We start from the raw sequence: 17281 nt of genomic DNA, 5'->3' as shown, positions 1-17281 counted from the left end.
CAATGGAGCAACGCGAACGGCTCGTTACCAAGATCCTGGTAACGAGCCGTTGACCTGCTCAAACTCTGGTGGGCGATACTGGGTTTGAACCAGTGACCTCTTCCGTGTCAAATTTGTCCTGGTACCGCTCTGACCTGCGGTTTGAGGAACGGCGCAGGTCGGGCGGTGCGGTACTGAGCCGTAGGGCGCGGCCGGCAGTTGTTCAACGCTGTCGAGGGCCAGTCGACGCTCACACAATCCGCACGACGCTTGAAGCGGATCAAGTCGCAAGATCTCGAAATCGCGGCTGCATAGCGAGAGCGGCCCGACGTCACTGCCACATCATCGTCCGGTCATGGATGCGGCAATAGGTCGGACCTGATGATTTGGTTTGGCTCAACGGCTAACCGACGACGCCGATCATCCGAGGCTTATCACCTCCGTAACGGCCATCACCGAGCCACGCCGAGCGTCCATGGACGAGACTGCCAGGTTAACGGCATTCACGCATGGTCGGCAGGCTTTGAGTGCCGATCCTGAGCCGAGCGCATTATCATTCACGTTTCTGGTGTCGTGAGGGCGGCAAGATGCATTCGCATGTCCGTCGAGGTTCTTGTGAGCTTGGTCCTTGCGCGTGGTTGTTTCAGATGTGTGCGCCAAACGCGAACAGCGTCTGCCGCTCGGCGCGAATCGTGCATCTCGCGTTTGTCGCGCGGACGGAAGGCACCAAACCGGTCAACGGAACTCGAGACCGCACGCCGCCAGCGGCGAAGCGAATGTCGGCGCGTTCCAACGGATGAATACGTCCCAGATCTCAATGGCGCCCGGGTGCTCTGATCTGGCGCGGACAGCGTGGCCTTGCTGATCTGCCGCGGCCGCTATCGATCACATATCCGCAAGTGCCGCGAGGAGTGTGGCCTTGCTGATCTGCCGCATTCCGCTCGTCACCAACGGTGACGGAGGGGGGCGCTCGCAAGCGCCCGGTCATGCCGAGAATAGTGAACACGATCTTGTGGTAGCCCAACCCAGGATCGAGCTACCGGAGAGAAGCCATTTCCGGTAGCTGATGGAACGCGTACGGTCCACCGGCACGTTGGGCTCCGCGTCATCCGGCGCTTGACATGGACGGCACGTTCGACAATGGCGACCCCGGATTCGACAACAAAGAGAGACCGCCAATTGGTGCGGTCGGTCGGGTGCGCTGTTCGCGGTCAGCAGGCAGGCATTGTCGCCATTGGAGACCCCGGAAACACTCTTTCCCATAGACGATCCGTCTACACTCGCGCTCCGTCGACGCACTGGGGGAGGCGCGAGTGGACGGCGGGTACGCGGTCGGTATCGACCTGGGCACGTCCAACACGATTGCGATCGTCCGTTGGCCGGACGGCCGGACCCGACCCGTGCTCTTCGACGGTCAGCCGGTGCTGCCCAGCGCCCTGTTCCTGGACAGCGACGGGAACCTGCGGGTCGGCCGGGACGCCAACCGGATGGCCCAACTCGACCCGGCCCGGTTCGAACCCAACCCGAAGCGACGGATCGACGAGGACGTGCTCTTGCTCGGTGACCGGGAACTGCCGATCGTCGAGGCGCTCGCCGCGCCGCTGCGGGCGGTGGCACGGGCGGTGACCGATGCCGTGGGTCATCTGCCGCCGGCGGTCATCACCTGTCCGGCCATGTGGGGCGCATCGCGGACAGGACGGTTACGTCAGGCGGCCTCGGCAGCGGGGTGGCCCGCGGTGGACCTGATGAGCGAGCCGATCGCCGCGGCCCGCTACTTCACCGGAATGATGCGCCGCCCGGTGCCGGTAGGGTCGACGCTGGCGATCTTCGACTTCGGCGGCGGCACGCTCGACGTGGCGCTGGTTCGCAACGACGGTCCGACGTTCACGGTGGCCGCCAGTGGCGGCGCCGAGGACCTGGGCGGTCTGGACATCGACGCCGCGATCGTCACGCATCTCGGCCCGTCGCTCGCGGTTCAGCATCCCGAGGTCTGGGCGCAGATCAACCACCCGTTGGACGAACTGGGCCGGCGCAACCGGCGAATGTTCTGGGACGACGTCCGGGCGGCGAAGGAGACGCTGTCACGCGCACCGTCCGCCCCGATCCCGGTGCCCGGGGTCAGCGCGTCGCTGCACCTGACCCGCGACGAGTTCGAGCACCTCGCCACGCCGTTGGTCCGGCGGGCGACAGCCGAGCTGACCCGGGCTACGCGTCAGGCCGGCCTCAGCGCCGACCGGTTGGCCGGGATCTTCCTCGTCGGCGGCACCAGCCGTACCCCTCTCGTGGCCCGGCTCCTACACGTGGAGACCGGCGTCGCACCCACCGTCCTCGAACAACCCGAACTGCCCGTCGCCGAAGGCGCGATCGCCGGCCCGGTCACCGGTCCCGCCGGTCCGGCCCGGCCCGCCGGCCCCGTCCAGTCACCCGCCGGCATGCTCGTCTCCGGCGGGCTGCCGGCGGTACCGCGGCACAGCCCGGCGGCGACGCCGCGCCGGGCCGGTGCGGTGCCCTCTGCCATGCCCGTCCCCGCACAGCCACCGCCCGGACGGCCCTTCGGCGCCGCGCCCACCCGGCGGCGTGGAGCGTGGGCGTGGGTCCTGGTGGTCGTGCTCGTCGGCGTGGTCGCCCTTGGCGGCGCCACCTGGCTGTACATCCGCGACTCCGACCCGTTCCGGCCCGATCGAACCGTCACCATCGCCGATCTCGCACCGTCCGGCTACCGGCAGGCCCTGGTGACCTTCGGACCGACGTTCGTCATCGGCGAGCGCGCCGACGGCAGGGCCGAAGTAGTCACCCTCGAGTCCGCTGGGGACTCGACGCGCCGCCAGCGGTCGACGGGCAAGGGTCCGTGGGCCAGCGCGCGGGCGATCGGCTCGTGGATGGCCCTGTTCCCCCGGCCAACGCCGGAAGGTACCCGGACCGTCGAGGTCTTCGACGGGACTCGGCACGCGACTATCGAGCTCGCTAAGGGCGAGGACATCATGTTTCCGTCCGGCGGACACGACCGGCTGCATTACGTCGTCTTCGCGGCGGCGACCGGCACGTTGCGGTCCGGCGACACCGCCAGCCCTGAGCCACGCCAGGTGAACGCTCCACCCGGCGCGACCCTGGCCGGCAGCTTCAACGTCGACAGTAACGGCGTCACGGTAGCCGGCCCCGACGGAAGGGTGTACTCATTCACCGTTGGCAACCCACGCGTCGCCATCGCCCCGACGCCGGTACCGCCGGGCCATCCGGGTGCCCTGTTTGTCCACGATCACCAGGCGGGAGTCACCTGGTATGCGGAGAACAAAGCCGGGTACCAGGTGTTCCGGAACGGTACGGCGGTGTTCAAGGGTGCACCCGATCGCACGCCGGTCCGGATCGCCATGTGCCGACCGAAGCAGCCGGAGCTCTGCGTCTTCGACGAGGTGAACAACGCTGCCACGACGACCGGCCTGACCGTGTACCGCTTTCCCGAGGTACCCGACCTCGTCTCAGTCCCGCACGCCGCCGCCGTTCCCACCGCGTCGACGGCGACGGTCCTGATCGTGCCGACCTTGGCGTTCGGGTCCGCGGGCTCGATCACCGTCAACGCGCGCGGCCCCGCGACCACCTTCGACGGAACCCTCCTGCAGGTCTACGACAACGACGCCGTGCTCGTACCGAGCCGCCCGGTCAAAGGGGCGGCGACGGCCGACTGGGCCGCCACACCGCAGTCGATCACCATCATGCAGGTGGACCTGAACACCGGGAGCCGCAAGAAACTCGAAACCGTGACGGCGCGGCCCGGCAGCTGCGGTGCGGCCAACGGCCGGATGGCATGTGCCGGCCGCGACGACTTCACAGTGTGGCGGTTGAGACTCTGACCGGCACGCGACGGACGGTCGCAACGTCACCGTCCCGAATGGCTCGGCCCAGATACATGCCACTGTGAGCTCGATGCGTGACGGTAACGGCGATCGGATGGGGTGACGCACCGGATCGCGGGGAGAGCGCCCATGTCGTGCGCCCACCGCCGGACGTTCCGGGCAGCGGCCGAGGGTGCGAATCCTCTCGTCCCACGAGTTGGCCACCCGTCGAATCCAATAGTTGCCGACTTCCCGGCAGCGGGCGATCGGCCGGCGAGGCGATCCCGCTCGACCTGCGGGCTGGCGAACCGGTCGTGCTCTACTCCAGCCCACCGACCCCGTCGATCTGTTCTGCACCGGCGAGGTCGCCGGGCCGACGTCAAGGTCTTCGAGGTCGACTACACGTTCACGTTCTTCAGCGGCCAGCGGTCCTGGGCGGCCCACTCCGAGATCGTGTCCGACCGCACCGGCAAGGGCAGCCTGGAGTGCTCCGGTCCGGCCGGGGTCACGCTGGCGATCGCCCAGGTGCCCGACAACGGGCACCTGCTGCGCAACGGTCAAGCCGTACTGTTCGGTCACACAGATCGAAGCACGATTGCCCGGGGCGGCCCGATGGCGGCGCGTCGAGATCATCAACGCGCTCGGCGTAGCCGCTGTCGGCGCTTGATCACGTTTCCGGATCTGGCCGCGAGGAGCGCGGCGTCCGGATTTGCGCTCGATCCACTTCCCTGTAACCGGAACAGTTAAGAATGATCTTGATTGACGATGGGTGGCGGGCCGATATTCGGTCCCAAGCCGTACCGAAACTGGCGTTCCGAAACGGCAGTAAGGTGACAACTCCGGTACGATTTCGCCCCGTGGCTTCCACTGCCAGTCGCCCCGACGCCCGGCTGGGCCTCGGCGATGCCCGGGTTTCGGCCACGAAACAGAGCCTCGAACGGCAACTCGACGCCGTGGCCGCCGGCGGCATCACCGGCGACCGGATCTTCACCGGCGACGGGCTGGCCGCGCTCCTCACGTACGCCCTCGCCGGCGACACGATCGTGGTGTACACCCTCGACCGACTCGGCCGGAACCTGCGCGAAGTCCCTAATCTCGTCCATGACCTCGCCGAGCGCCACATCGGCGTGCGGTCTCTGGCCGACCCGTTGCCGATCAGTACCGCCGCTGAGGGCATGGGCCGCGTCGCCTTCCTCCTGCTGGCCCGGTTCGCCGAGATGGAACGCGCCTTCACCGCCGAACACGCCCACGCCGTGGCCGCCGGCCGTCGCGTCTGCCGCCCCGCCGCCCATCCCGACAACAAGATCAAATACGGCCGGCTCTTTGAAGCCCAGGGCATCAGCCTCGGCAACATCGCCGCCGAGACAGGCGTCCCCGAGACCTCACCACGCTGGAACCTCGTCTTCGCGGATCCCGCATCGGCGGCGGGAGATACGAGGTGACCGGCGACCAGGAGTCTGCTGTTCTCACGACCGTGCGCCCCGGACAGATCGTCACCGGCACGGTGACCGAGATCGCGCCTTTCTCCGTCACCTTCGTCGATATCGGAGGCATTACCGCGCACATCAACCTCCCCGAACTGTCCTGGCGCCACGTCAACCACCCCGCCGACATCGTGGCCGTGGGACAGCAGATCTCCGCCGAGGTCCTCGATGTCGACCTCGAACGTGTACGAGTAGCCCTGTCCCTCAAGAGCCTCCAGGCGGACCCACTGCTCGATGTCCAAGTCGGCACGATCGTCACCGGCCCCGTCACCAAGCTGTTGCCCTTCGGCGCGTTCGTCCGAGTCGAAGACCTGGCCAACGGTTTCGAAGGACTGCTCCACAAGTTCTGGCTGTACGAACGGGCGGTCACGGAGGGGGACCTGGTCAAAGTAAAGATCATCAACGTCGACGTCACCCGCCGCACGATCGAACTCCGCCTCGCCGAAGAGTGACCACAGTGTCGAGCTCTTCGACACAGGTCGCGAGGATTCGTGTCCTCTCGGGGTCAAGGTGCCCCCCATTGCTCAGCCACGTGCTGACGCAGCCGGCGGTGTCGAAGTCGAGGAGGACCACCTCGATGTCGCCGACCCGGGCACCTCGTAGGAACGGCGGAAACCAGCGACCGTAGTGGGCCTGCCACATCCTGGCGATGTCCTGTTGCGGTACAGCCACCGAACAATCAACCGGCCGGGGCGTGGCAAGCCATCGCGGACTGCCGCTCGTGATCACCGTACGGGAGTTGCTCGAGGCTGTCGACGACAGAGGCGGCGAGCGGACCTGGACACGCCGCCATGGTCAGGTTCACGGATTTGCCGCCGAGCGGGCGGCGACATTCCGCAGAACCTTGAGGCCAGAGACGTCGGCGTGATTACCGTCGCGACGGTAGCGGCCTTCCGACACTCGCTCCAGATCGTCATTGAGCCACCCCGGGGATCTTGGAGGCCGGGTTATGTGGCGCCGATCGACGCCGGGGTGATGGTCTGAGCGTAGTACTGGTGCTCGTACTCGATCGGTGGCATGTCGCCGATCGAGGTGTGGATCCGGGCGTTGTTGTACCAGGAGATCCACTCGTAGATCGCGATCTCGGTCTGCGCACGCGTCTTCCACGGCCCGCGCCGGTGGATCAGCTCGGCCTTGAACGTGCCGTTGAGTGCTTCGGCCATCGCGTTGCCGTACGAACCGGCCACGCTACCAACGGATGGCATCACTCCGACGTCGGAAAGTCTTATCGTGTAACGGATCGACGTATATTGCCCGGATTCAACCGGTGGTCGCAACACCGTTGCTTTGGGCAGACAGTAGCAGTTCGTTGATTGCCTCGGCCGGTGTCTTCCAGTGGAGTGTCTTACGCGGGCGGCTGTTGAGTGTGGCAGCTACGGCATCGAGGTCGTCACGGCTCCACCGTGCCAGGTCGGTTCCCTTCGGGAAGTACTGGCGGAGCAGGCCATTGGTGTTTTCGTTCGTGCCGCGCTGCCAAGGGCTGTGCGGGTCGGCGAAGTAGACCTCGATACCGGTGTTGACCTTCAGCTGGGCGTGCTGGGCGAGTTCCTTCCCGCGGTCCCAGGTGAGGGTCTGACGCAGGTGATCTGGCAGGGTGGTGATCGTGACGGTGATCGCGTCCCGGACGGCTTGGGCGCCACGGCCGGCCAGCGCCGGACCGTTCTTCACGCGTTCCTCGGCGCCGTAGCCGTCCATGGGTGGCAGGTGCAGCAGCATTGTGAACCGGGTGGTTCGCTCGACGAGTGTCCCGATCGCGGACCGGTCGGTTCCGATGATCAGATCACCTTCCCAGTGCCCAGGAACTGCGCGGTCGTCGACCTCGGCGGGCCGTTCGCTGATCATCACCTCGGGCGTGACGTGACCGCCGGCCCGTTGCCGCGCCCGAGCCCGTGGAACGCGCAAGGCTCGGCCGGTGCGCAGACACGCGACCAGGTCCCGTTTCAACGCCCCACGCCCCTGGATGAACAAGGACTGGTAAATCGCCTCCGGCGAGATGCGCATGGACTCATCATCCGGGAAATCAACCCGGAGCCGGTTGGAGATCTGTTCCGGGCTCCACGCGGTGGCCCAGCGCCGGTCCTGCCGATGCGGCTTGTTCCGCCCCTTCCACGGCGCCGTTACCGGCCCCTGCGCCGGCCTGCCGTCGAGATGGTGAACCTCACCTGCCAACCGCTGCTGCACGTACTCGCGTAGCCGGTCGTTGGAAACCAGTTTCGCTGTCTTGGGACGGCGGGCGACCAACTCTGCCTTCCATTGCGCGACCGATGCCCGGTAGTCCAGCTTCGCTCCCCGAGTTGCAGCGTTGCGGCGCAACTCCCGCGAAATCGTCGACGGATCGCGGCCCAACCGCCGGGCGATCTCCCGCACGCCGACGTTGCGGGCCTTCAACACGGCGATCTCCTCTCGCTCGGTGAACGACAAGTACCGGCCCTTGAGCGCAGACACCATGAACAACGGCATCCCGCCACGCTGCCGGAACCACCGACCCCCGGCCGCCTGCGACACGCCGACCGCAACCGCCGCATCCTCACTGCTCAAGCCCCTGGCGATCTCACGCCAGAACCGGCGCTCGACCTCTCGCCGAAGCGCCGGCGCACCCGGCGACTTCATCGGCGACCTGCCCGTCAACGCCTTCATCCACCCGGCCGGCCTGCCCATTGCCACCTCCACACCCGAGGTGTTGCGACCACCGGTTGAATCCGGGCAGATAACCGCTGTAAGGGTGCAAGCGGAACTCCCTGTCCGCTCACAGAGGAGGAGGCGGCGCTCAAACGTCGGGCCGACGAGATGATGGCGAAGTTTGGCACGGCGCGGGAGGTGTGTTTCTTGTTTGGCTTGTACTGCGCAGATCTGCCTGAGCGGCTGGGTCCCCATGAAATTGCTTGGTGTCGCATGTTGGGCATTGACTGTGTGGCCGCCAAGACGGCACTAGAACTGGCGGAAGAAATCTCTGGCGGGGTACCGCGCAGCGGCGATCCATTTGATCCGGACTGGAACGCCCGGCACCACGGATTGTGGATGGCGATTCTGGTTGCACAGGGTATTTCGCCTGATGACGCTCGCCTTCTCGCCGTAGCCCATGAACTTGACGGACCGAGATCTGGAGCCCCCACCTACGGAAGCACAGATTCCAGAATTGACATGCGAAACAATGAGATGGGTATCAAGATCGGACTCGCGGCTCGCGAGAAAGTCGAAAATTCGCCGGATCACCCCGGCCTGGGGGAGATCCGGGGCGGGGAAGGGCAGATGCGGAAGGCGGCAGAAGCCGCGATCGAAATGGTCATGGCCGCGGTCGACGCCGGAGGTTGCAGTAGGGTCGGATGCTTCGATATGTCACGGCGTGGCTAGGCTCATCAGCATGCGCAGGTGGGCACTATTTACTGTACTCGGCCTCTGTCTCGCCGCGGGCACGGCGTGCACGGAACAGCGGGCGTTAGACGACGTGAAAGATGCCTGTACGTTCTTCGGGCAGCTCCGTGTCGACCGAGAGAAGGTCGTGGTGGACCGAGCCGAGATCGAACGGAGGCTGGATGAAGCGGTGGACGCCGCAGGGAAGGCCGCCGATAAGGATGCGGAATGGTCCAATTTTGAGCGGCAGTTGAAGGATTTGCGTGCGTCGGCGGGCGATCCGCAACAGTATGATCAGCTCGAGAGTGAGATATGGACGGTATGTGCCCCATTAGTCGGGACCTGAAGCGGCGGGCCTGCGTTCCTCCCTGCCGCTCGGACGTGGCGTAGCCGAGCATCTGCCGTGAATGCAGGTCCGACACCGTTGCCAGATACAGCTTCCCTTCGTCGGTGACGATCTCGATCAGGTCCCGCACAACACCACATCCGGGGCGGGTGCGGTGAACCGGTGGCTCACTAGGGTCCGGTGCCACCGGCCGCTTGCCCTGGTAGTCAGGTCGCACCGCTGGGTTCGGCCAATCGGGCCGACGGCCCTGCGTCGAGGGCAGGCACTCGTCAGTGGTTGGATGCGGGTCTTGCGATGTCGACCAATAGGCGAGCCCAAGTCGGGAATTCCGAGCGACGACAGTCGAAGCCATCACAATCACGTGTTGGCGAATGGTGGTCGGCGGTCACTACGCTGACCCAACAGCGTAGTTCACCGCCGATCCTCAAACGGACGTAGTCCGCGTGATACGGAACCGCGCGAGACGATAAATCAGGATTTCGTTCCACGGGTTCGATAACGGTCGTTATGTCGCCTCGGATCGACCAATCGCCGGACCTGACGGGGCGTCGGCGGCGGCGGGGTCGGATTTCGGTGCCCCATTGCTGACTAGCTCGAGGACCTGGTGGGCATCGAGGGCGGCCAGCTCCACGCGGCGCTCGTCGATGACCAGGATCATGGTTATCTGCCGGCTCGCGAGGCTGGGGGCACGGTCGACCAGCTCACCTGCCCGGTGCCGGCTTCTGGCGCGGTCAGTCAGGTCGAGTACGGCCAGCGCCGCTGACGGGATCGACAGTAAGAGCTCCTAACTCTTTGAGGTTCTGAGGCGTCGCCAGCAGATGATTGCGCAGCCGAGTCGGAGGAGTGCTTCGTGGATGTCGTCGCGGACTTCCCAGCGGATGCGTAGGCGTCGGAACCAGTGCAGCAAGGCGTGGGTCTGTTCGACGTGTGGGGCTCGTAAAGTCGGTTCGGGCTATGCGGCCTGGGTGTATTCGTTGATGAGGCCGCCGAGAACCTGCCGTCCTTTGATCTTGCCGGTGGGCGGCGGGTTACTGGCTGACGGTGGGTTCGGTGGTCGCTGGGCGAGGGCGCGGTGTGGCCGATGCCCGTTGTAGTGGGTGGTGTACTCGCCCAACACCATGGTCAGGTGCCGTTCGTTGGCGATGAGGATCCGGTCGGTGCACTCCCGGCGTACGGTGGCGACCCAGCGCTCGGCGAACGCGTTCGCCCGTGGCGCCTGGGACGGGGTTCGGATCACCTGGATGCTGGCGGCGGTGAATACCGTGTCGAACCCGGCGGTGAACTTGCTGTCCCGGTCACGGACCAGGAACCGCAGATTGTCGAAATGGTGGTCGAGGTCCATGAGCAGGTTGCGGGCCTGCTGGGTGACCCAGGCACCGGTCGGGTGCGCGGTGACGCTGATGACGTGGACCCGGCGGGTCGCCAGTTCCAGGAAGAACAGGACGTAGATCCGCTTGAGGAACACCGTGTCGACGGTGAAGAAGTCGCGGGCCAGGATGGCGTGCGCCTGGGCTGTCAGGAACTGCTTCCAGGTCGGGCCGCTGCTCGTCGGCGCCGGGTCGACACCGGCCCGGTGCAGGATCTTCCACACCGTGCTGGCCGCCACCTGGTAGCCCAATCCGACGAGTTCACCCTGCAGCCGGCGGTGTCCCCAGGTCGGGTTCTCGGCGGCCAGGCGCAGTACCAGCTTGCGGATCTCACCGGCGAGCGGTGGGCGCCCGCGAGGCCGGTGCGGGTTAGGTCCAATGCCGGGCCAGGAGTTGGCGGTGCCACCGCAGCAGGGTGGCCGGGGTGACGAAGAACGCCGACCACCGGGCGCGGGGGAGTAGCCGGGACAACGCCGCCAGCAGAACCCGGTCCGCGGGTCGCGGGTCCGGGCGGTGGACCTGCCGGCGCAGCACCGCCACCTGATGACGCAGGACCAGCAGTTCAACGTCCTTGGCGCCGCCGTCGCGGGCGAGCTGGGTCAACAGCTGGAGGATCTGACGCAGGAGCAGGTAGATCAGCGAGGCGCTCATGGTCGGATGGTCGCCGTGACCGAGAGGCGGTCGCCAGACAAGTTCGCACGTCACAGCCGCCGAACCGCATTTTCGAGCCCCACAGGACAATGCCAGTGTCGGTACCGGGATGATGTTGTGCTCCCAACGTAACGGACACAATGCGAACGGCTCGTTACCGATACTCTGGTAACAAGCCGCTGACCTGCTGAAACTCTTGGTGGGCGATACTGGGTTTGAACCAGTGACCTCTTCCGTGTCAAGGAAGCGCGCTCCCACTGCGCCAATCGCCCGTTATATGCCCGTTGGAACGGGTTCGAGGTGGAGACGGGATTTGAACCCGTGTACACGGCTTTGCAGGCCGTTGCCTCGCCTCTCGGCCACTCCACCGAGGCTGGCCTCCGAGCGGACGACGGGACTCGAACCCGCGACCCTCACCTTGGCAAGGTGATGCGCTACCAACTGCGCTACGTCCGCATTGCCATCCGGTACACCCGGTGACGGTTGGAAACTCTAGCCTAGCCCCGCACCCCATGCCAAACCGGTTACCCCTTTGGCGCGTCGCACCCCCGTGACCAGGCACGACAGGCCGTTGCCACAAGACCAGCAGCCAGGCCGCAAGAAGAGTCAGGCCACAAGACCAGCAGCCAGGCCGCAAGGAGAGTCAGGCCACAAGACCAGGCAGCCAGGCCGCAAGGAGAGTCAGGCCACAAGACCAGGAGCCAGGCCGCAAGAGAAGACAGGCCACAAGACCAGCAGCCGGGCCGCAAGAAGAGTCAGGCCGCAAAAGAGACAGGCCGTCCGAAGTCTCACCCGGGCGCCGCGGTCAGCCCGGCACACCCCCGTAGCCCCGCGAACCGGGCCTCCAACCGTTCCGCCGCCGCTCCGCTCAACGGCACAGGCTGGCCCGTCGCCGAGATGGCCGCCGGCACCAGGTCCCATCCCAGGACGTCCCGGCCCCTGATGGTCAGCAGCAGAACCCCCGTCTCCGTCGACCGGGAGGTGCCGTACCACACGAAGTTGCCCATCCCGTAGGCCACGAACGTGCGGCCCGACCAGCCGACGCCCTGAAGGACGTGGGCGTGGGCCCCCAGCACGATGTCGACCCCGGACTGCACCAGGATCGCCAGGAAGTCCTTCTGGCGTTGGCTCGGGCAGCCGTCCCCCTCCGGTCCCCAATGGTTGAACGCGACCACGACGTCGGCCTGGGTCCGGGCGGCCGCGACCGCCGCACGGACCCGGGCCGCGTCGAACGAGAGCGCCACGCCGGGACGGTCGTCCCTGGCGCCCCACGTCTCCGCGAGGGTGGTGATCTGGCTGAAGCCCAGCACGGCGACCCTGGTGCCGCGGACCGTGGTGACCCACGGCGCGTAGGCCGCCCGGGCGTCGCGCCCCGCGCCGAAGACGGGCATGCCCGCCGCGGCGGCGGCGTCGAGGGTGTCGGCCAGGCCGACCTGCCCGTAGTCGAGGACGTGGTTGTTCGCCAGCGAGACGGCGTCGACGCCGGCCGCCCGCACCGCCGCGTACGCGCTCGCCGGCGCGCGGAAGTGGAACTCCTTGGGCTCGGGCGTACCCCGCTCGGTGACCGCGGTCTCCAGGTTGAGCACCGCCACGTCGGCGCCCTGCAGCACGGGGGCCAGGGGACCGATCGCGGTGGCCGGGTCGCGCAGGAGCGGCGCGGTGCGGCCGGTGAAGTGCACGTCCCCGGCGACGGCCAGCGTGAAGGGGGAGGGCGAAGGAGAGGGCACGGGAGAGGGAGAAGAGGAGGGCACGGCGGGAGGGGAGGCGGGAGGGGAGACGGAGCGCCGCGGTTCGGTACAGGCCGCGGCACACATCAGGGGGACCAGCATGAGCGCCGCCCATCGCCGCATGGTCACAGCCTAGGACAGCGTGGCGCGGGCGAGCTCGGCCAGCGCGGCGCTGATCCGGGCGGGCCCGTACCCGAGGGTCCCGCGTTGGTGCCGGTACAGGTCCGGCGCGAGCGGGGCGAGCAGCACGTCGGTGAGGACGTCGGGGTCGGGCGCACCCGCGTCGTGGGCCAGCGCGCGCACGTGCGTGCGCCAGAAGCCGTAGGCGCCGGTGGCGTACCGGGACGCGCCGACCTCGGTCGCGAGCGCCAGGTGACCGTGGGTCTCCAGCAGGTCGACCATCGCCGCGTAGAAGGCGGCCAGCCGGTCGGCCGGTGGGGCGCCCGGACCCAACGGGGGGTCACCGCGGATCATCCGCTCCTGGAGGGCGCGCTCGTGCTCGTCGAGGAGGGCGACCGCGATCGAGGCCCGGTCGGGGTAGCGGCGGTACAGCGTCGCCCGGCCGACGCCGGCGGCGCGGGCGATGTCGTCCATGGTCGTGTTGCCGGCGCCGTTCTCGGCGAAGAGGCGGGCGGCCGCGGCGAGCACACGGGCCCGGTTGCGCGCGGCGTCGGCCCGTTCCATCCCGCCACATTAAAGGACAGACCGTCCACTTGCTTGTCAGCACCGGAGAGTCGACCTAGATTAAATGGACACTGCGTCCACTTAGGGGCCGACGATGATCTTCGCCGCACTCGCCATCGGGTGCCTGCTGGCCGTGCAGGCGTCGGCCAACGTCCAGTTGGGTGCGGCTCTCCGCAGCCCGTACGGCGCCTCGACCGCGCAGCTTCTCGTCGCGACCGGCATCCTCGCCGTACTCGCCACGGTGGCGGGCGCCGTCGCCGCGCTCGGCGGGCTGGCCGGCGTCACCTGGTGGCATCTCCTGGGTGGACTCGCCAGCCCGCTCTACATCACCAGCGGCATCCTGCTGTTCCCGCGGCTCGGCGCGGTGCTGTCGATGGGCCTGTTCGTCACCGGTCAGGTCTTCGCGTCGCTCGCGCTCGACGCCGGTGGCCTTCTCGACGTGCCGCGCCGGCCGCTGTCGCCCGCCACGGCGGCCGGCGCCCTGGCCGTGCTCGCCGGGATCACCGTGATCGTGGTGGCGCAACGGGCGGGCGGGGTGCCGGCGGCGCGGCCGGGCTGGCTCGCGCTGGGCCTGGTGGCCGGCGCCGCGCTGCCGGTTCAGGGCGCGGTGAACGCGCGGCTACGCGCCGACCTCGGTGCGCCGCTGGCCGTCGGGCTGGTCAGCTTCACGGTCGCCACGCTCGCGATCGCCGCGGTGCTGGGAGTGCTGCTGGCGTCGGGTCGCACGCCGCGGCCCCGGGTCGGCGCGCTCGGCGCGGTGCCGTGGTGGGGCTGGCTCGGTGGCGCGTGCGCCGCGGCGTACGTGACCGGGACGTTCCTGCTGATCCCGCGCATCGGTGCCGCCACGACGATCGCCCTCACGGTCACCGGGCAGCAGGTCGCGTCGGCGCTGATCGACCACCGTGGACTGTTCCGGCTGCCCCGCCGTCGCCTCACCGCCGCGCGGGCCGCCGGACTCGCCCTCCTCGTGGCCGGATGCCTGCTGGCTCAGTAGCGCTCCGCCAGGTGCTCCCGACCGGCGGGCGGCTCGTAGGAGTCGGGCCAGTAGTCGACCACCCGCGTGATGAGCCCGGTGCCGCCGACCTCCAGCCACACGCACGCGTCCTGACGCTCGTCGCCCACGCGGGTGTCGAGCCACAGCGCCGCGAAGCGGCCGTCGGCCACCACCCGCCGGACCGCGAGGTGCCAGTCGCCGGGGTACTCGGTGTTGAAGCGCAGGAACGCGTCGCGGCCCCGGATCCGCTCGCGGGTCTGCGGCATCTCGTACACCACGTCGGCGTCGAGCAGCGCGGCGACGCCGGGCCAGTCGCGCGCCTCCAGGCGCGCCACGTACTCCGACGACACGTGCCGGGTCTGTGCGGTCTCGTCCATCCTGGCAACGTAGCGGGCGGGTCTGACAGAAAAACCACAGGACTCTGGGAGCCGGAACCGAGGGTCGTCACAGGATTCCTTGTGGATCGGCCGGAAGCATCCGACGGCATGACAACGCGCCGTCTCCTCCTCTCGGTGGCCGGCGCCGGCGCGCTGGCCACCACCGGTGCGCTGGCTCGCGCCGGCGCACCGGCCGGGTTCACCGGACGCGCCCACCGGCGACAATTGTCCACAGTGGACCAGCCCCGCCGGTTCGGCGCCGTCGTCGCCGCCGCAGCCGACCCGACCGCCGCCGTCGCCGAGGCCCGGTGGCAGCAACGCGTTTCGGCTTTGACCGCCGCGCTCGCCGCGGAGCCCGTCGACCTGGCCGTCGCCGCGCTCGACCGCCGCACCGGCCGCGCCTACGGCTACGCCGGCACGAAGCAGTTCCGCACGGCGAGCATCGTGAAGGTCGACATCCTCGCGACCTTGCTACACGAGGCGAGCCGCGAGGGCCGGTCACTGTCGACCAGCGAACAGCGGCTCGCCGCCGCGATGATCCGCCACAGCGACAACGACGCCGCCTCCACGCTGTGGCGCCGCACCGGCGGAATCGCCGCCACCACACAGGTTTTCGGGCTGACGTCGACCAGGCAGGGCGCCGACGGCGACTGGGGCGAGACCTCGACAACCGCCGAGGACCAGCTCCGGCTCCTCGCACACCTGGCCGATCCGCGCGGAGCCGTGCCCAACGGCGCCTACGTCCTCGACCTCATGGCCACCGTCGCCGACGACCAGAACTGGGGCGTCTCGGCGGCGGCCGCCGCCGGCGAACGCACCGCCCTGAAGAACGGCTGGTACCCCACCTCCGACGGCTGGATCCTCAACAGCGTCGGCCGCATCAACGGCGCCGCGACGGATCTGCTCATCGCCGTCCTCTCGCGCGGCCACCGGTCCTACACCCCGGGCATCCGCGCCGTCGAGGGCATCGCCGCCCGCACCCGCGCGGTCGTCGGCGGAGAAGACCCGTAGGAGACGCGCATGCGGGCGGCCGGCTACGTCCGCTCGCCCTGTGCGCGTACAGAACGCGGGACCCTCACGCGCGGCCGGTTCCCGGAGGTCGCCGACGCCGCTCGGCGGGTCCGGCCGCCGGGATTCCCTGTGCGCGGCCGTGGTCGCCGGCGTACAAACGACCGATGAACGAGGACCTGGCACGCGCCATCATCGACGGGAACAGCTACCTGACGCTCGCCACCGCCGACACCGACGGCCGCCCGTGGGCCACGCCCGTCTGGTTCGCCCACGACCGGTACACCGACTTCCTCTGGCTCTCCCGCCCGACCACGCGGCACTCGGCCAACATCGCCGCCCGGCCGGAGGTCGCCATCGTCGTCTTCGACTCGACCGTGCCCATCAACCAGGGCCGGGCGGTGTACGTCGAGGCGGTGGCCGACGGGGTTCCGGCCGCCGAGGTCGAGGGGGCGTTGCGGGTCTTCTCGGCCCGGTCGGTGGCCGACGGCGGCGGCGACTACCCGACCCAGCCGGCCGGCTTCCGGCTCTACCGGGCCCGCGCGGTGACGCACTACGTGCTCGACGAGCACGACAGCCGGGTCCGGGTCGACCTGGGATGACGGCCCGTCCACCCGACGACCGGCTACCCGACGACCGGCTACCCGACGACGGAGCCGTCGGTGCGGATCCGGCTCCAGGGGCCGGCGTAGCTCGTCGTCGGGTCGTTGAGGATGACCTCGGCGATCCCGTCCCGGAACGGCCGCACCGACCGGAACCGCTTGCCCAGCGGGATCAGCCACGTCCCCGCGCGGTCGACCAGGCCGTACGAGTACGGGCTGCCCTCCTGGCGCTCGACCCAGACGAGGTCGAGATCCCCGGCGGTGTACGGCTTCTGGTCGTATCCGCCGTCCACCGAGTAGTCGACGAGGCGGTGCGGGTCGTCGTCCCACTCGGGGGAGACGTCGGCCAGCCGCGTTTCCTGGCGGGTCAGCTCGCCGGCGAGCCACTCCGTGAACGTGGCGTGGGCTACCTCGCGGGCCATGCCGTTCTCCACCAGCCAGACGGCCGGCCCGCCGGCACGGTCGGCGCCGTCGGCCGGGCCGAACGCGTAGCCCTCGATCTCGGACAGGTCCCACGCGGCGAACAGCGCGAAGAGGCACCTCGTCGGCCCACCCTCCGTCGCCTCCGGCCACTCGTCGTCGGGACCCGGTAGGTCGACGGACCGGCTCTCCATCGCCTCCGGCGGCAGGAACGAGAACCCCTCCCGGTCGTAGTAGCCGAACCCGAGCACGGGGTACCCCACCTCGGCGACGAACGCCCGGTAGTCGGCGGGCAGCAGGTGGGACACGTCGGCCCCGTGGCGGTGCTCGACGGACCGGGCGTAACGCAGCTGCCGCGGTGCGTACCCCAGACCCCGGCCGAGCCCGCGCTCCACCACCGTCCGCTCGAACTGGCGCCACCGCGTCACCGCATCCGTCACGGTGCGAAGGGTAGCGGCCAT

General features: G+C 68.6%; 18 protein-coding genes, 3 tRNA genes and 1 pseudogene. 9 read left to right on the top strand and 13 right to left on the bottom strand.

Going from position 1 to position 17281, the window contains the following annotated elements; all coding sequences use genetic code 11:
• Positions 1 to 1292: 1292 nt before the first annotated feature.
• A complete protein-coding gene (locus Voc01_RS13095; RefSeq protein WP_203927647.1) occupies positions 1293 to 3827 on the top strand; it encodes an Hsp70 family protein in 2535 nt (844 codons plus the stop codon).
• A 380-nt stretch (positions 3828 to 4207) separates the two neighbouring features.
• On the opposite strand, the gene Voc01_RS13090 is transcribed toward Voc01_RS13095, so the two are convergent.
• Entirely contained in the window at positions 4208 to 4363 is a 156-nt protein-coding gene (locus Voc01_RS13090; RefSeq protein WP_203927646.1) for a hypothetical protein, read from the bottom strand.
• Between the two features lie 195 nt (positions 4364 to 4558).
• Between Voc01_RS13090 and Voc01_RS13085 the strand changes: the two genes are divergently transcribed.
• Together Voc01_RS13085 and Voc01_RS13080 are read left to right on the top strand one after the other, a co-directional pair.
• Positions 4559 to 5251, top strand: coding sequence for a recombinase family protein (locus tag Voc01_RS13085; RefSeq protein ID WP_203927645.1), 693 nt, complete (start codon positions 4559 to 4561; stop codon positions 5249 to 5251).
• Positions 5248 to 5745: a S1 RNA-binding domain-containing protein gene (locus tag Voc01_RS13080; protein ID WP_203927644.1), complete on the top strand. Its 498-nt coding sequence runs from the start codon at positions 5248 to 5250 to the stop codon at positions 5743 to 5745. The genes Voc01_RS13085 and Voc01_RS13080 overlap by 4 nt, the downstream gene beginning before the upstream one ends.
• Positions 5746 to 6240: 495 nt before the next feature.
• Here Voc01_RS13080 and Voc01_RS13075 read toward each other — a convergent pair whose 3' ends face one another.
• Both Voc01_RS13075 and Voc01_RS13070 read right to left on the bottom strand, forming a co-directional pair.
• A complete protein-coding gene (locus tag Voc01_RS13075; RefSeq protein WP_275423710.1) occupies positions 6241 to 6498 on the bottom strand; it encodes an integrase core domain-containing protein in 258 nt (85 codons plus the stop codon).
• 55 nt (positions 6499 to 6553) lie between these two features.
• On the bottom strand, positions 6554 to 7930 hold the full coding sequence (locus tag Voc01_RS13070) for an IS30 family transposase (RefSeq protein ID WP_203927651.1): 1377 nt from the start codon (positions 7928 to 7930) through the stop codon (positions 6554 to 6556).
• A gap of 273 nt (positions 7931 to 8203) precedes the next feature.
• Between Voc01_RS13070 and Voc01_RS13065 the strand changes: the two genes are divergently transcribed.
• From Voc01_RS13065 to Voc01_RS13055, 3 genes are all read left to right on the top strand, one after another.
• A complete protein-coding gene (locus Voc01_RS13065; protein WP_203927642.1) occupies positions 8204 to 8644 on the top strand; it encodes a hypothetical protein in 441 nt (146 codons plus the stop codon).
• Between the two features lie 10 nt (positions 8645 to 8654).
• Positions 8655 to 8990 (top strand): hypothetical protein, encoded by a 336-nt coding sequence (locus Voc01_RS13060; RefSeq protein WP_203927641.1) that lies wholly within the window; start codon positions 8655 to 8657, stop codon positions 8988 to 8990.
• Positions 8991 to 9594: 604 nt separating this feature from the next.
• Entirely contained in the window at positions 9595 to 9753 is a 159-nt protein-coding gene (locus tag Voc01_RS13055; RefSeq protein WP_203927640.1) for a hypothetical protein, read from the top strand.
• A gap of 21 nt (positions 9754 to 9774) precedes the next feature.
• On the opposite strand, the pseudogene Voc01_RS13050 reads toward Voc01_RS13055, so the two are convergent.
• From Voc01_RS13050 to Voc01_RS13020, 8 genes and pseudogenes are all read right to left on the bottom strand, one after another.
• Positions 9775 to 9915, bottom strand: a pseudogene (locus tag Voc01_RS13050) (IS5/IS1182 family transposase); the annotation flags it as partial.
• Between the two features lie 27 nt (positions 9916 to 9942).
• A complete protein-coding gene (locus Voc01_RS53000; RefSeq protein ID WP_239160150.1) occupies positions 9943 to 10608 on the bottom strand; it encodes an integrase core domain-containing protein in 666 nt (221 codons plus the stop codon).
• A gap of 118 nt (positions 10609 to 10726) precedes the next feature.
• Complete coding sequence (locus Voc01_RS52995) at positions 10727 to 11008, bottom strand: hypothetical protein (protein WP_239160149.1); 282 nt, start codon at positions 11006 to 11008, stop codon at positions 10727 to 10729.
• A gap of 197 nt (positions 11009 to 11205) precedes the next feature.
• A tRNA-Val gene (locus Voc01_RS13040) sits at positions 11206 to 11280 on the bottom strand.
• Positions 11281 to 11306: 26 nt separating this feature from the next.
• Positions 11307 to 11377 (bottom strand) — tRNA-Cys (locus tag Voc01_RS13035).
• 14 nt (positions 11378 to 11391) lie between these two features.
• Positions 11392 to 11464: transfer RNA gene (locus tag Voc01_RS13030), tRNA-Gly, on the bottom strand.
• Positions 11465 to 11796: 332 nt separating this feature from the next.
• Positions 11797 to 12735, bottom strand: a complete 939-nt coding sequence (locus Voc01_RS13025) for a CapA family protein (RefSeq protein ID WP_203927639.1) — start codon at positions 12733 to 12735, stop codon at positions 11797 to 11799.
• Positions 12736 to 12867: 132 nt separating this feature from the next.
• Positions 12868 to 13419, bottom strand: a complete 552-nt coding sequence (locus tag Voc01_RS13020; protein ID WP_203927638.1) for a TetR/AcrR family transcriptional regulator — start codon at positions 13417 to 13419, stop codon at positions 12868 to 12870.
• Between the two features lie 94 nt (positions 13420 to 13513).
• Here Voc01_RS13020 and Voc01_RS13015 point away from each other — a divergent pair, with 94 nt between their 5' ends.
• Entirely contained in the window at positions 13514 to 14413 is a 900-nt protein-coding gene (locus tag Voc01_RS13015; protein WP_203927637.1) for a DMT family transporter, read from the top strand.
• On the opposite strand, the gene Voc01_RS13010 is transcribed toward Voc01_RS13015, so the two are convergent.
• Positions 14407 to 14790: a nuclear transport factor 2 family protein gene (locus Voc01_RS13010; protein WP_203927636.1), complete on the bottom strand. Its 384-nt coding sequence runs from the start codon at positions 14788 to 14790 to the stop codon at positions 14407 to 14409. The two genes, Voc01_RS13015 and Voc01_RS13010, sit on opposite strands and share 7 nt — an antisense overlap.
• Before the next feature lie 108 nt (positions 14791 to 14898).
• On the opposite strand from Voc01_RS13010, the gene Voc01_RS13005 reads away from it, so the two are divergent.
• Both Voc01_RS13005 and Voc01_RS13000 read left to right on the top strand, forming a co-directional pair.
• Complete coding sequence (locus Voc01_RS13005; protein ID WP_203927635.1) at positions 14899 to 15801, top strand: serine hydrolase; 903 nt, start codon at positions 14899 to 14901, stop codon at positions 15799 to 15801.
• A 164-nt stretch (positions 15802 to 15965) separates the two neighbouring features.
• Entirely contained in the window at positions 15966 to 16400 is a 435-nt protein-coding gene (locus Voc01_RS13000) for a pyridoxamine 5'-phosphate oxidase family protein (RefSeq protein WP_203927634.1), read from the top strand.
• Positions 16401 to 16438: 38 nt separating this feature from the next.
• On the opposite strand, the gene Voc01_RS12995 is transcribed toward Voc01_RS13000, so the two are convergent.
• Positions 16439 to 17260 carry a WG repeat-containing protein gene (locus Voc01_RS12995; protein ID WP_203927633.1) on the bottom strand — a complete coding sequence of 274 codons (822 nt, stop codon included), beginning with the start codon at positions 17258 to 17260 and terminating at the stop codon, positions 16439 to 16441.
• Between the last annotated feature and the right edge of the window lie 21 nt (positions 17261 to 17281).

Origin of the sequence: Virgisporangium ochraceum (genome assembly GCF_016863655.1) — a bacterium.
In the GTDB taxonomy this organism is placed as follows: Bacteria; Actinomycetota; Actinomycetes; order Mycobacteriales; family Micromonosporaceae; genus Virgisporangium; species Virgisporangium ochraceum.
Note: the sequence above shows the minus strand (reverse complement) of the source record. Positions and strands in the feature narration are given on the sequence as shown.